Raw genomic sequence first — 14258 nt, 5'->3', positions numbered from 1 at the left:
GCGGCCCTGACCCACCCCACATCCCGCAACGCCGGCGCCGCCGTCATCATCAACAGCTCCGGCAACTGCATCGCCGCCATCACCATCGACTACTAAGACCGTGTCGTATGTGGTGAGGCGGATGAGGCGGTCGTAGCAGCAGATGGCGGCGGCGAGGCCGAGGAAGGCCAGGTAGTTGCGGGAGTGGCCTTCGTAGCGGGGGCTCAGTCGGCGATAGCCAGTCAGCCAGTCAGCCAGTCAGCCAGTCAGCCAGGACATCGTGCGCTGACGACCCACCTGCGTCGTCCCAGGCGTTCCGAGGACTCGATGCCGCGTCTCGGGATGCGCACGCCCATCCGCTTGCCGCGAAGCCATCGCCGCAGCCGGGGATGGTCGTAGGCCTTGTCGGCGTGGCGGCGTTGGGGCTTGAAGTGGGAGTTTCGATGAGGGTCGTGCCTCGTTTGGTTGCCCGTGATCACGGGTTTGAGGGCGAGGCTGTCGTGGGCTTCGCCCGCGGTGGGGCCGACGAGGAGGGGCAGGACGTTCGCGTCCGGCAGGACCTGCATCTTGGAGCCCGCCTTGCCCGGGTCCCGGGGCACGGGCCGGTGAATTTTCCCCCTCATTTTGGCCCTCAATCGGGCGGTTGCTCGCCAGGAAGCGGCGACAGGATGAGACGCAATCGATCCAGATCAGCCATTGATCGGTCAATTCACTTTTCCCGATTAAAAGTTAGATCTCGCCTGTCAGTGGCGGGCAGTAACGTGCGCGCATGGCAGGAGACTCTGCCGAATCACCCGACAGTGATATGAACAGAACGGCCACACCAGAATGAGTCCGGATCTCTTCAGTGCAACCAGCCAACCGGCCACTGCCCCGAGCGCGCCCGCTCTCGGGGCACAGCGGAGCAGGTGGATGCAGCAGGCGTCATCCGCACCGAACCTCCTGTGCGGGAAAGACGAAATGTTCCCACTCACCCTTGAGCTCGTTCGCCGGATCAGCAATGGTGAGGCCACGGATCTCAACGCGCAGCCGCAGCTGTCGACTGTGGAGTCGTCGAGGTCTTGGCGGCAGTACTCGTACGCGCTGCGTCCGATGGGCTTGGCCCAGATTCGAAAAGGAGTTCTTCAGCTGACTCCCGAGGGCTCCGAACTGCTCTCGGATGAGTCGCGCTCACGTCTCGCCTCGTTGATGGCCGAGCGGATCCGGCTGTTCGCCGAGGTGCTCGGGATCCTCGTGCGCGAGCCGCTGACGGTCGAAGAGACCAGTGCCGAGTTGATCGAGTCGTACAACCTCGACTGGACGAGCGTCAACAACACGCGCCTCCGCATGACCTGGCTCGAAGTCCTGGGACTGACCGAATGGCTGGGAGAGCGGAAGCAGGGCGCGACCGCTGAAGGACGGTCGCTCTTCGCCCGCTGGGAAGTCGTGACGCCTTCGGCCATGGTCATGCACGGATCGGGCGAAGCGGTCGACATTCCCGAAACCCCGGAGGAGATCGCCGTACTCCTCGCGCACCTGGCCGCGACCGACGGCGCACAGGAGGCCAGGAACACCTACAACATCTGGGTTCCGAGCCCGAAGGAGGATCCCAACAAGATCGAGAACCTGCGGACGTGCATCGCAGCCGCCGAGGACCAGCTGGAGAAGGACGCCCTGCTGGGCTTCATCGCGGACAGGTTCGGCCTGAAGCGCAGCAGCGTCGACAGCATGCTGCCGTTCATGCGGGCCGCCGGGCTACTTCTGGAGGTCCGCCGCGGGGTGTTCACGGCAACGCCGGCTGCCAAGGCGTGGCTGCGGTCGGGATCGGACATCGACTTCATCCGGATCCTTCACGCGCACATGAAGTTCGTCGGCGAACTGATCCGCGTGGCGAAGGTCAATGTTCCGAGGAACGACGTGTATCGGGAGGGCATCACGTACGGCTTGAACAAGGACAAGGTGCGGTGGCTCACGGCGTTCATGGTCGAATCGGGCCTGCTCATCGAGACGTCCTGGTCGTCGGTCCAGGCCACGGCGACCGGGCTGCTTCTCATCGAGACGCTCCCCCTCGCTGAACCGAACCTGCCGGAGGCCGCCGCGGAGCCGGAGCTGTCGTCGGGCCCGGCGCAGACCACGTCGGGCGCGCCGGGCAAACCGGACAAGCTCTCGCTCATCGTGGAATCACTGACGCGCAGCTCCGTCGACCCGGGCGCCGACGGCGCGGCACCCGGCACGGCGTTCGAGGTGCACATCGAGAGCGCGTTCAGGCACATGGGCTTCCGCGCCCAGCGCATCAGCGGTTCCGGTGACACTGACATCCTCGTGCAGTGGTACGACGGCAACGGGTCGTTGCGGACCGCGATCGTGGAAGGAAAGTCGACGTCATCCGGTCGGGTCACGCACAGCAACGTGAGCGACGTGGCAATCGACACGCACAAGGAGAAGCGCTCCGCGGAGTACGTCGCTATCATCGGCCCCGCCTTCAGTGGCGACACGCTCAAGAACATGGCCAAGCGCAAGCAGTGGGCGCTCATCACCGCCGACGAGTTGGGCCAGGTCGTCATCTCCGCCGAGGCCCTCGGCTTGCGGCCGGCGGAAGTCGGGATGCTGTTCGAGGCGCCGGACGGGCTGTCCAGGCTCGCCGGGCTCATCGACACGCGGCAACGCGAGCTCGACATCCTGTCACTCGTCATCTCCCGACTCAAGACCGAGTCGGAGACGGAGGAGGCCGTTTCGGCACGCGATGTCTCGTTGATCGAGCGCGGGTCACCGTTGGCGCCCAACATCGACGAACTGCTCGACACGTTCCGGCTGTTCGACCGCCTCGACCTGGACATCGTGCGGGGCATTGAGGACGTTCAGGATCCGCGCTATGCGACCTACCGGATCGGTGACGCGCGATCGGCGGCGAAGCGACTTCGCGCCATCGCGACTTCGATCGAGAGGGGCCTCTAGGCGTGCATCTGCCGGAGCTCGGTTACACCTGGGTCCTGTCTTCTACTTGAAGGGCCCTGCCTGCCGATGGGGGCGTGCGTATCGCCTCCCGGGCGTCTGTGGGTTCAAGGCCACTGGCTCAAGGGCAAGAGCGCGGCGGGAGAGCCCCTGGTGGATCACACCCTCGTCGGCGCCGCGCCCGTACTCGGCGATTGCAGAGGCGCCGTTCTCCGCGATGCCCCCATGACGCCGGGCCGTCCGCACATGCGACGAAGCCGCCTTCCGCAGCAGGATGAAATCCTGGTGCGGAAGGCGGCTTCGTCATCGAGCGGCATGGGGAGCGGGCCCCTTGCGGGGGCTCCTACGGTGCTGAACGGGGACGCGTCACCGCTTGAGTTCGACGACGGCACCGGACCGCCGGGCGCGCTCCGCGGCGAAGACCACCCGGTGGCTGGCCAGACTGTCCTCGATCCCGGAGATGATCAGCTCGGGCCGTCCGCCGTGCAAGGCGTCGATGAAGGCGTTGAACATGGCCTCGTCGCCTCCGGCGTGGCCCTCTGCGGCGGACGATCCGTCGAGCGAGGTGTCAATGACCGTGGTGCGCTCGGTCAGGAAGTCGTAGACCTCGATGCGGCGTCCGTCGCCGGTGAGCTGCCCGCGCGAACCGAAGATCTTGGTGTGGCGGTTCTCCAGCGGTGTGAACGCCGTGAGGACGAACGACGCGGTGACGCCACCTTCGTACTCCAGGTTCACGACCTGCTGATCCACGACGTCGTTGCCGGCCCGGTAGACGCAGACGCCGTAGGGTCCCTCTTCCAGCGCCGTCCGCACGCCTTCCTCGGTGAGGTCCCCGGCCGTGGCGATCCGGCTGAAGTACTGCTTCGTTCCCCCCTGGCGCAGACCGGTCAGGTACAGGCGCTGCGCGGAGTAGGCACAGCTCTCCTCGACGGGGCAGCTGACGCACCGGTCGGTGGATCCCGCCGGTGCCTGCTCGGGCCGGAAGTGCATGAGGCTCCCGAAGGAGGACACCCGCCGGACCGGCCGGCCGATGATGTGGCTGAGCCAGTCGATGTCATGGCACGACTTCGCCATCAGCAAGAACGTCGACTCCTCCTCGCGGCCCCAGTTTCCGCGCACGAACGAGTGCGCGAAGTGGAAGTAGCCGACGGGTTCCAGATGCTGAACGGAGACGATGTCTCCGATCGCTCCCTCGGCCATCACCTTCTTGAGGGCCTTGGTGTAGGGGGTGTAGCGCATCACGTGGCACACCGCGAGGGCCGTGCCGTTGCGTTCCGCCGCCGTGGCGATGGCTTCGGAGTCGGCCTCGCTGGTGGCCATCGGCTTCTCCAGCAGCAGCTGGTACCCCTTGTCGGCGAGCACCGTGGCCGCGGCCAGGTGCTCGGAGTCCATCACCGATATCACCGCGACGTCGGCCATGCGCGGCTGATCGGCGAACTCCTGCCAGCTGCTGAACCGGGCGGCCTCGGGCAGCCCGTGGCGGGCGGCGAACGCCTCCCGTACCTGCGGCCGCGGTTCGGCGACGGCCACGATCTTGACCTGACCGGGGCGCTTCGCCGCCAGGTCGGCGTAGCCGCTCCCGCGAGCGCCGGCTCCCAGTACGGCCAGCGTGAGCGGCCTGTCCATGGGGGTGGCGAGTGAGCCGGTGATGAACGGCTGCTGTGCGTAGGACATTGACGAGGTTCCTGTCTGGTGGGCAGGCGTCCCGGGGGCGGGCACGGTCACTTGGTCGCTCCGCCGGTGAGCCCCTTGACGAAGTGCCCCTGGAAGGCCAGGTAGAAGATCAACACGGGTAGCGTCGCCAGGAACATCAGGGCGAACACGCCGCCGAAGTCGGTCTGGTGTTCTCCGATGGCCCGGTAGATCCCGACGGTCACGGTGGTCCCGCTCGCGGGGCCGAGAATGATCAGGGGGTTGAGGAAATCGTTCCAGATCCAGACGCCGAGGAAGATCATGACGCTCGCGGACGCCGGGCGCAGCAGCGGGAAGACCACCTGCCAGAACGTCCGGAGCCGGCCCGCGCCGTCGAGCTGGGCGGCTTCCTCCAGCTCGATCGGGACGTTCTTGACGAAGCCCGTGAACACGAGGACGCCGAACGGCATGTAGTAGCCGATGTTGACCAGGACCAGGCCGAGGACCGTGGTCATCAGCCCCAGGCCGTCGAGGATCTGGGTGATGGGTGTCAGGATGACCGGCGGCGGGATCATCAGGCCGCACAGCAGCATGCCCTGGGCCACCTTGGCCCAGCGACCGTGGGACCGGGCAAGGTAGTGGCCGAGCATCGCCGCGATCACGGTCGCGCCGGTCACGGACAGCGCGGTGACCTCGATGCTGTTGATGAGGCCGTACCAGAAGAGGTTGTCCGACCGGGAGAGGACACTGGCGATGTTGTCCAGGGTCGGGGGGACCGGGAGTCCCGCGGGGTGCGGGACGATGTCGGGGCCCTGCTTGAAGACGTTCACGACGATCAGGTAGAGCGGCAGGAAGAACACCGCGCTGACGAAGGTCGCCGCCATGGGTCGCAACCAGTTGTGGGCCGAGCCGGTGGCCCGCGTCACGGATGCCACAGGTGTCACAGCGTTACCTCCCTGCGCTGCAGGAGGCGGAGTACGGCGATGGATATCAGCGCCACGAGGATCAGCATGACCGTGGCCATGGCGGACGCGTAGCCGACGTGGTTGCCGGTGAAGGCGGTCTGGATGACCTCGAAGGCGATGGTGACCGTCGTACCGTCGCCGGGTCCGCCGTTGGTGATCACTTGTACCTGGTCGTAGATCTTGAACCCGGTGATCAGCAGCATCACCGTGTTGATCGTCACGGCAGGCGCGATCATCGGCCAGGTGACGTGGCGGAAGCGCTGCAGTCCGCCGGCCCCGTCCAGGGCCGCCGCCTCGTGCAGTTCCTGGGGTATCCCCTGGAGGGCGGCCAGGTACACGACCACACAGAATCCGAGTACCTGCCAGGTGATGATCCAGGCGAGGCTGTAGAGCGCGAGGTCGGGATCGGACAGCCATCTGGGCGGATCCTGCACTCCGAGCTCGCGGAGCAGCGAGTTGAGGAGGCCGTCATCGGTGAGCAGCGCCTGCCAGATGACGCTGACCACGACGGAGCTGAGGATGACGGGCGTGAAGAAGACGCTGCGCAGAAGGTTGTAGAGCCAGCCCACCCGGTCCAGCAACTGGGCCACCAGCAGTCCACCGATGTTGGCGGCTACGGTGACGATCAAGGTGATGATCGCGGTGTTGCCCAGGGCGTGGGCGAACTCCCTGTCGTCGGCCAGGCGGACGTAGTTGTCCAGGCCGACGAAGCGGGTTACGGGGTTGAACGGGTTCTCGTCGGTCAGGCTGAGGTAGACCGTCATCACGACCGGCGCCAGCACGAAGACCGCATACACCAGCAGTCCTGGTGCGCCGAAGAGCCCGAAGTACCTGATACCGCCGGTCAGGCGACCTGACGACTTGCGTGGAGGGGCGGATCTGGAGGCGTGTTTCACAGCAGTCTCCTGCGATGGATCATCGGGTCCGGACCGGGCGTCCCCGACCCGGAGCCGACTGGTGGATGGACGGCGGGAGCTACTGGGCGGCCTTGGCCCACTGCTCGTCGAGGAAGGCGGAGAAGGTCTTTTCGTCCTTCTTGCCGCTGATCAGGTCTTGGACGCCGAGGGCGGCCTTGTCGGCGACGCCGGGGGGCAGTGATCCGTCACCGGCTTCGATGGAGAAGGCGTTGACGATGCCCCGGGCTGCGACGGCCTGCTTGTACACGCTGACGGTGGCCTGGTAGACGGGCCCCATGTCGGCGGGCGGGTTGTAGTCCTTGATCGCGATGATGGAACCGTCTGCCTTGACGGACGCGTCGAGGTTCTTCCAGTCCTCCATGAAGGCCTTGGACCACTTCTTGGCCAGCTCCACGTCGGAGGCCTTGGACGAGACGGACATGCCTCCGCCGGTGAACGCGGGGACGACGGGCTTGCCGTCGTCGCTCGGCCAGGCGAAGACGCCTATGTCGAACGCCGGCGGCTTGGCGTCCGCCGCCGCGGCGAACCAGGAGCCCATGGGGTACATGGCGCCCTTGCCGTCGAGGAACGCCTGCTCCGAGTCGGCGTAGGAGCGCGAGAGACCGGCCGGGTCGATGTATCCCTCGGAGGCAAGGGCGGCCACCTTCCGGACCGCACCGGTGAAGACCGGATCGGTGAACTTGACCTGTCCGTCCGCGCGCTTGCCCAGCCAGCCGGGGTCCGCGGCGTAGACGTCGGTGCCCACCGCGGCGATCAGCGGGTACATGTCCGCCCACGTGTCCTTGCCGCCTCCCCCGACCACGAACGGGTTGACGCCCTTGGCCTTGAGTGCCTTGGCGTCGGCGAGGAGCTCCGCGTAGGTCTTCGGCGGTTCTTGGATCCCTGCCTTCGCGAACTCCGCCTTGTTGTAGTAGACGAGCGGGGTCGGCTGGGTGTTGTAGGGCAGCTGGTAGACCTTGCCGCCGATCGGGTTGGACTTCGGCGAGATGTAGTTCTCAAGTTCCTTGTCGGTCCAGGGGGCAAGCTTGCCGGCCTGCGCGAAGCCGTCCGGCTTCACCGCGATCATGATGTCCGGGAGCTGTCCCGAGGCTTCCAGCTGCTTGGCGTAGGCCGTGCGGTCCGCGGACGGCGCGACCAGCTTCTTGATCGTGACCCCGGGCACCTTCGCCGAGGCGCGGGCGATGGCCGCGTCCCAGTAGGCGGCGTTGAGGTTCGGGGTCTCGAACGTCAGGAAGCTGAAGGTCGCCTGCCCCCCGCCCGAGTCCTTGGCGCCCGTCGTGTCCGCGCCGGCGGCACACCCCGCCAGGGTGGCGGCGACACCCAGCGCGGCGGCGCTGTGCAGGATCAGTCTTCGCATGGTGCGTCCTCCGTGTGTACCCCGCGAGCCGCAGGACCCACATAGATAAGAAGGGAGTCTTAATAACTGCCTCTGTGGCCGGTATTAATCCACGCCGCCGGCCGGCGCGTCAAGAGATTCGGCCGCCCGCTTTGGAGCGCCGGGAGGAGGGCCTTGCGGTGAGTAACGAAGACTGGCTTAATAATTGAGTGTGCAGCTCAAGCTGCCCTTGACACCTGGAGACCGACGGTGAAGAACGTTCGCGGCGACGCCTCATACCTGCGTCGGCTGAACTCGGTTGCGGTCCTGCGCGCGTTCTACGAGGACGGACCGTTCACCATCTCGGCCGTCGCGGCGGCCGCCGGCGTCTCGCGGCCGACATCCGAGGAAGCCGTCGCCGACCTGGTGGCCCAGGGCTGGCTCGCCGAGGCGGAGACCGAGGGACCGCGCCAGCCGGGCCGCCCGGCTCGGCGGTTCAAGTTCCGGGCGGACGCGGCGTTCGTCGCCGGCGTGGACATCGGAGCCCACAAGGTCCTGACGCTCGTCGCCGACCTGTCAGGCGCCGTCATCGGCACTCACCAGGTGGCGGTGACTCCGAAGATGTCGGCCGTGGACCGGCTGGCGGCCGCCAGGCAGAGCGTCCGCGGCGCGCTGGAGAGCTGCGGCGCGGGACTCTCCGACCTCCTGGCCATCGTGATCGCCACCCCGGGCGTGGTCAGCGACGACGGAACGGTCCTCATGACCAGCGTGCTGCCGGAGTGGACCGGCATGGCACTCGGAGCCCAGGCCCGCGACTCCCTGCGGGCGCTCACCGGTGACACCCCCACCGCGTGGATCAGCGTCGAGAACGACATGAAGCTCGCCGCCCTGGCCGAGCACTGGACGGGGGCCGCCCAGGGCGTCGACCAGGTCGTCTACCTCCACGCCGGTCATCGCATGGGGGCCGCCGTCGTCATAGAGGGACGCCCGCACCGGGGCCAGCACGGCGCCGCCGGTGAGATCGGCTCGCTGCCGGCCCTGGACTGGGTCAGCTCCTACGCGAAGCTGCTGTCCTACGACCCGCCCGGAGACGCCGACCAGCAGGTGGAGCGGCTCTTCATCGCGGCGGGCTCGGACACGGACGAACGCGCCGCAGCGCTCGTGGAGTCGTTCGCCCGCGACATCGCCAACGGCCTCGCCGCCCTGGTCCTCACCATCGATCCGGAACTGGTCGTGCTCGGCGGCGGGATCTCCCGGGCCGGCCACACGCTCCTGGATCCGGTCACGCGCCACCTCCAGCCGCAGTGCCTCTTCCCCGTCCGCACCGCGGTCTCGACCCTGGGCAGCGAGGCCGCCGCGCTCGGGGCCGTGCGCACAGGCCTCGACCGGGTGGAACGCATGCTCTTCACCGTCGAGGCACCCCTGGCCGACCCGCTGCGCTGAGCGGCCCCCACCCCGGAGCGCCCTGCGCCCACCCGCCGACAACGCGCCCGGGCGGGGCGCGCCGGGCCCGTCTGAGCAACCGTCATGCGCCTTGACAGGGCCGGTAGTGGCTGGTTATACCTTCCGCACGGCGGCATTTAATAAATAAGTGTCTCTATCAAATGCGCCGTTGCGATGCAGCCCAACGGCTGCTGCGCCGAGCAACCGGTTCACCGCACCGCCCTCGTTGCCCGGCCGGTCCTCACCTCCGCCGGGCCGTACCGAACACGGAGGCAAGCGCACATGATGACCAGACGCACCCTCATCGGCCTGCTCGCGGCCCTGACGCTGGGAGCGGGCGGCTGTCCCGCCCTCGCACCGGCCGCGACCGCGGCAACGACACTCACCCCGATCCTCAGGACCCGGTTCGCCGGTACGTTCGACGCCGCCGGCAGCTATGCCCCCGGGGCGGGGGAGATCGCCTCTGGAACGCTGGCGAAGTCCGGCACCACCGCGGTCTCCCCCGGCAGGGTCACCGTCAACGGCGGCGCGGACGGGCTCAGCTTCGTACCGTCAGTCGCGCTCGGCAGCGGTTCCACGGTGAACACCAGTGTCGCCGTCGAACTCACCGGAAAGCGCGGCACCGGCGCCGGGAACCTCGACACCGCCCTGTCGGTCGGGGGCGGTGTCGACTACCGCCTGATCGACTCGGCCGGCCACTGGCGCTTCGACATGTTCGGCATGGTCAATTCGACCATGGCCAAGCAGGCGGCCCCGGCGCCCTCGACCGCGACCGAACAGCACGTCGGGTTGGTGTACACCTACGTCAGCGATTCCCGGTCCACGCTCGACCTCTACATCGACGGGTGCCGGGTGGGCACGACCCTCACCAACGGCAGTCCCGCCCAACTGGCCTCCAACGCAATCGGGTTCGGCCGCGAGGTACACCCGAGTGCACCCAACCGGGGCTTCCACGGCGCCCTCTCCGGCGTGGCCGCCGAGACCTTCACCGGAACGTTCCCCGGCGCCTCCGCCTTCCAACTCGCCGCCGGGCGGCAGTGCGGCACACCGCCGATCACCGCGGGTCCCGTCGTCCCGATCGGCCCGGACGACTCGGCGAGCACCCGCGAGGCCAAGGCTGCAGCCGTCCGCCCGGCCCCGCGCCAGCTGGACTGGCAGGCGATGAAGACCACCGCCTTCATCCACTTCAACATGCCCACCTTCATCAACGCCGAGGGCGGCGACGGACGCACCCTCCCGTCCACGTTCAACCCCGCGACGGTCGATACCGACCAGTGGGCCACCACTCTGAAGGCGGGGGGCTACAAGCTGGCCGTGCTGACGGTCAAACACGCGGACGGCTTCCTGCTGTACCCGAGCGCCGGGAGCGACTACTCGGTCAAGAGCAGCCCCTACCGCAACGGACAGGGCGACGTCGTCCGGCAGTTCGTCACGTCCATGCGCGCGCAGGGCATCAAGGTCGGCATCTACTTCTCGCCGGTCAACCGCCACGAGATGAACGTCGTTCCCAGCACGTGGAACGCCGACTACCCGCGCTTCGGATACAGCGCCGCGAAGGGCACCCGCAGCTGCGCCGTCCCTGCTGTGTCCGTCGCCGGGAAGCCCTCCTTCACCTTCACCGTGGACGAGTACAACTGCCTGTACATGCGGGAGCTGTACGAGGTCTTCGGCGACTACGGCCCCGTCGACGAATGGTGGATCGACGGCAACGCCACCTCCTACACACCCGGAGGATCGTCCTGGGACGGGTTCAGGCCCTGGCCGACCGCCACCGGCAGCCCGACGCAGACCTACGCGAACACCGACTGGTACCGGATCGCCGACGCACTCCAGCCGAACATGCTCAAGTTCAACGGCTGGGACATCCGCTGGGTCGGCAACGAGACCGGCTTCGCCCGGATCGGCGGTGAGTGGAGCACCGCCGCGGTGACCAACCAGCCCACCGACCCGGTCCCCGTCCTGGGCGGTGGCGGCGCCCCCGGTGACCGCTCGACCTGGCCGAACGCCAAGAACCTGGTCTGGCTGCCCACCGAGGTGGACGTGCCGATCACCGCGAACTGGTTCCACCACACCGGCGACGGGCCCAAGTCGCCCGGCAAGCTGTGGCAGATCTACGCGGCCTCCGTGGGCCGCAACGCCAACCTCCTGCTGAGCTTCGCGCCCGACCGGACCGGCCGCATCCCCGACGCCCAGGTCGCGGCGGCCGCGGGCCTCAAGACCAAGGTCGACGCGGTCTTCGGGAACGACCTCGGCAAGGGGTGCCCGGTCACGGTCGGCGAGGACGGCCATACCTTTACCTGCCACCTGCCGACGTCGTCCACGCTCGACTGGATCGGACTGAACGAGGACGTCGCCGGATACGGGCAGCGCGTGGAGGGCTTCACCGTGGAGACCTGGGACCAGGCGGGCGGCACGTGGGAGGCCCGGCCCGTCACCACCTGGACCAATGCCGGAGCCGCCATCGCCGACGAGACGGCACGCATCGGCTACCAGCGCTACCTTCACCTGTCGGCGCCGGTCACCACGACCGACGTCCGGGTACGGGTCACCAGCAGCCGACTGCAGCCGCACCTTTCCGCGATCACCCTGCATTCCGAGCGGTAGCCGGGCATGGGCGCGCGCCGCCCGCCGCCGGGTTCGGACCCGGCGGCGGGCGGCATCGGCTACCGCACCTGCCAGAGCTGGAGGGCGGAGCCGGTGTCGGGCTGCTGTGTGAGCAGGGCCCCGTCCGAGGCCGAGCCGGTGGTCAGCACCAGACCACTGTGTTCGGCGACGATGACGCTGCCACCGCTTCCGGGCCTGATCCGCCAGCGTTGGTTGGCGTTGCCCGTACAGGTCCACTGGATGACCGCGGCACCGGCCGAGGCTGATGATCCGGTCACGTCGGCGCAGAGGCCGGAGGCGACGTTGACCAGGCTGAAGCTGCCATCGGCACGGGAGCCGAGCCGCCACTGCTGGTTGGGGCCGCCGTGCGGGGCCCAGGTCACCAGCCTGGTTCCGGACTCCTTCGTGCCGCCCGGTACGTCCAGGGCCTTACCCGCGACGATCAGGGTGCGCGTCCCCTCCGGAGTGCCGCCGTAGACCTCCAGGGCGTGGAGCGAGTAGCCGTACGCGCTCCCGCGCTGGGTGCCGTACAGCCGGAGGTAGCGCCCGGAACCGGCGAGGCCGGAAAGCTCCTCGATGCCGCCGGCGCCGACGGTGTTCGCGGTGGAGTAGAGGGTGCGCCAGGCGACTGCGTCGTCCGACACCTCGATCCGGTACGCCTTGGCGTAGGCGGCCTCCCAGTGCAGCACCACCCGGTTGACGGCCCGGATCTCCCCCAGATCGACCCGGAGCCATTGCGGATCGCCGTACGTGCTCGACCAGCGGGTCGCCGGGTCGCCGTCGGTGGCGCCGGAGGCCGGGAAGGCAGCGGTCTCGGTGCTGGACGCGGTGGTGGGCCGGCCCAGTGCGAGATCGTTGCGGCCCGCGACGGGCCAGCGCGGGTGGTGGCCCACCGCGGCGACGATCCGGCTGAAGTCGGCGTACGCGGCCACCGGCTTCGGTGATCCCCAGGTCTGTTGGGCGAGGCCGCGCAGCGGGGCCATGATGCCGGACGCGATCTGGTCCTCGGTCTCGGCGTTCGGGAAGTCGCACCACACGTGGATCAGCGAGCCGAGGTTGCTGTTCGGGGTGGCGATGGTGTGGGAGCCCTCGAACAGGTCCGGGGTCCAGGTCTCGTAGATCCACCGGCTGTCGGGCTTGAACCGACCGGGCACGTAGTAGGTCGGAGTCCATGAAGCGTTGGCCACGGTGTGCCCGGCGTTCACCAGCTGCTGCGGGGTGAGGCCGTAGGTGTACCAGTACTCGACCAGGATGCCGGCGTTGGGCTTGATGGTGCCGTCACCGGACCTTATGCCGTCGTTCCACATCCGGGTGGTCTTACCGGTCGCCCGCACGAGCGCGTCCGCCCGGTTCACGAAACCGTAGTAGGTGTCCTTGGCGGTGGCGGAAGCTCCGTAATGGGACCGGGCGTAGCTGAGCAGCTGCGGGTAGGACGCGTAGTCGGTGACGTACTCGTCGGCGCCGATGTGCCAGTACGGAGCGGGAAAGAGCGGGGCGTACTCGGTGATCAGGTCCTCGATCAGGGTGTACGCGGCCGGCTTCGACAGGTCGATGAACTCGTTGCTGACCGCCCCGGAGCTGCTCCTGAGCTTCAGGTCGGGGTGGGCGGCGAGGATGGTGTTCATGTGACCGGGGGTGTCGATCTCGGGGACGATCATCACGTGGTACTTGGCTCCGAGGGCGACCAGGTCGGCGATGTCCCGCTTGGTGTAGTGCTCGGTGGAGACGATCTCCGGGTGGGTGCTGCTCTCCAGGCGGAAGCCGAAGGTGTCGGAGAGGTGGAAGTGGAAGTAGTTCATCTTCAGGTAGGCGAGTTCCTGGATGTGCTGCTTGACCCAGTCCACGGTGAAGAACTTGCGGCCCTGGTCGATCATGAGGCCGCGTTCCGGCTTGGTGGGTGAGTCGAGCGCCGTGCCCGCCGGGATCGAGGCGGACTGGTGCAGGAGTTGGAGGACGGTGCGGCTCCCCCAGAAGGCGCCGGTGGCAGTACCGGCGCGTAAGGCGACGGTGGAGCCGACGGTCATCCGGTAGCCCTCGGCGGGGAGGGCGGTGTCACCGAGGGAAAGGACGATGTCACCGGGCCGGGGGGTGTCGTGGGCGACGGCAACGGTTCGTCCGGCCTGCGCACTCAGGTCGGAGGCGAACGTGGCCGCGTCCCCGTCGAGTTGGGTGGCGTACGCCTGGTCGACGACCACCCGGGAACTGGCACCGAAGGTGTAGGCGCCGGCGCCCGCCGTCCACTGGCGCAGAGCCGGGACGGTCTGGGGGGCGGAGGGGGCGGAGGGGGCGGAGGGGGCGGAGGGGGCGGGTGCGGCGTGGGCTGCGGGAACGGCGAGGGGCGGCAGGGCGAGCGCGGCGGCGGCACAGAACGCCGTCAGCAGGCGCCGGAGTGTTCGCAAAACGTCCTCCATCGATCGGTGCGGGGGCCGCGGGACATGCGGCCCGGCTCAGCCGGGGCCGAGCGGACGCCCG

The 14258-nt window shown here is 68.3% G+C and carries 8 protein-coding genes and 1 pseudogene; 3 read left to right on the top strand and 6 right to left on the bottom strand.

Annotation, left to right across the window (positions count from 1 at the left end):
• Positions 1 to 108: 108 nt before the first annotated feature.
• Positions 109 to 623, bottom strand: a pseudogene (locus AB0M92_RS37305) (transposase); the annotation flags it as partial.
• Positions 624 to 939: 316 nt separating this feature from the next.
• On the opposite strand from AB0M92_RS37305, the gene AB0M92_RS37300 reads away from it, so the two are divergent.
• Positions 940 to 2913, top strand: coding sequence for a restriction endonuclease (locus AB0M92_RS37300; protein WP_366106820.1), 1974 nt, complete (start codon positions 940 to 942; stop codon positions 2911 to 2913).
• Between the two features lie 363 nt (positions 2914 to 3276).
• On the opposite strand, the gene AB0M92_RS37295 is transcribed toward AB0M92_RS37300, so the two are convergent.
• The 4 genes from AB0M92_RS37295 to AB0M92_RS37280 all read right to left on the bottom strand — a co-directional run bounded on the left by AB0M92_RS37295 (position 3277) and on the right by AB0M92_RS37280 (position 7781).
• On the bottom strand, positions 3277 to 4584 hold the full coding sequence (locus AB0M92_RS37295) for a Gfo/Idh/MocA family oxidoreductase (RefSeq protein ID WP_366106819.1): 1308 nt from the start codon (positions 4582 to 4584) through the stop codon (positions 3277 to 3279).
• A gap of 47 nt (positions 4585 to 4631) precedes the next feature.
• Entirely contained in the window at positions 4632 to 5426 is a 795-nt protein-coding gene (locus AB0M92_RS37290; protein ID WP_366106821.1) for a carbohydrate ABC transporter permease, read from the bottom strand.
• A gap of 56 nt (positions 5427 to 5482) precedes the next feature.
• A complete protein-coding gene (locus tag AB0M92_RS37285) occupies positions 5483 to 6304 on the bottom strand; it encodes a sugar ABC transporter permease (RefSeq protein ID WP_366106818.1) in 822 nt (273 codons plus the stop codon).
• A gap of 178 nt (positions 6305 to 6482) precedes the next feature.
• Positions 6483 to 7781 (bottom strand): extracellular solute-binding protein, encoded by a 1299-nt coding sequence (locus AB0M92_RS37280; RefSeq protein WP_366106817.1) that lies wholly within the window; start codon positions 7779 to 7781, stop codon positions 6483 to 6485.
• A gap of 228 nt (positions 7782 to 8009) precedes the next feature.
• On the opposite strand from AB0M92_RS37280, the gene AB0M92_RS37275 reads away from it, so the two are divergent.
• Both AB0M92_RS37275 and AB0M92_RS37270 read left to right on the top strand, forming a co-directional pair.
• The gene (locus AB0M92_RS37275) at positions 8010 to 9182 is read left to right on the top strand and encodes an ROK family protein (protein ID WP_366106816.1); all 1173 of its coding nucleotides are present in this window, start codon (positions 8010 to 8012) and stop codon (positions 9180 to 9182) included.
• A 282-nt stretch (positions 9183 to 9464) separates the two neighbouring features.
• Entirely contained in the window at positions 9465 to 11786 is a 2322-nt protein-coding gene (locus tag AB0M92_RS37270) for an alpha-L-fucosidase (RefSeq protein WP_366106815.1), read from the top strand.
• Positions 11787 to 11845: 59 nt separating this feature from the next.
• On the opposite strand, the gene AB0M92_RS37265 is transcribed toward AB0M92_RS37270, so the two are convergent.
• Positions 11846 to 14185 (bottom strand): family 20 glycosylhydrolase, encoded by a 2340-nt coding sequence (locus AB0M92_RS37265; RefSeq protein ID WP_366106814.1) that lies wholly within the window; start codon positions 14183 to 14185, stop codon positions 11846 to 11848.
• Positions 14186 to 14258 lie beyond the last annotated feature (73 nt).

Source organism: Streptomyces sp. NPDC051582, assembly GCF_040681715.1.
Taxonomy (GTDB): Bacteria; Actinomycetota; Actinomycetes; order Streptomycetales; family Streptomycetaceae; genus Streptomyces.
This window is presented reverse-complemented; position numbering and strand designations above follow the sequence as displayed.

Coding starts and splice junctions, on each gene's coding strand:
- AB0M92_RS37300 (WP_366106820.1), top strand. CDS start 940: ATGTTCCCACTCACCCTTGAGCTCGTTCGCCGGATCAGCAATGGTGAG.
- AB0M92_RS37295 (WP_366106819.1), bottom strand. CDS start 4,584: ATGTCCTACGCACAGCAGCCGTTCATCACCGGCTCACTCGCCACCCCC.
- AB0M92_RS37290 (WP_366106821.1), bottom strand. CDS start 5,426: ATGGCGGCGACCTTCGTCAGCGCGGTGTTCTTCCTGCCGCTCTACCTG.
- AB0M92_RS37280 (WP_366106817.1), bottom strand. CDS start 7,781: ATGCGAAGACTGATCCTGCACAGCGCCGCCGCGCTGGGTGTCGCCGCC.
- AB0M92_RS37270 (WP_366106815.1), top strand. CDS start 9,465: ATGATGACCAGACGCACCCTCATCGGCCTGCTCGCGGCCCTGACGCTG.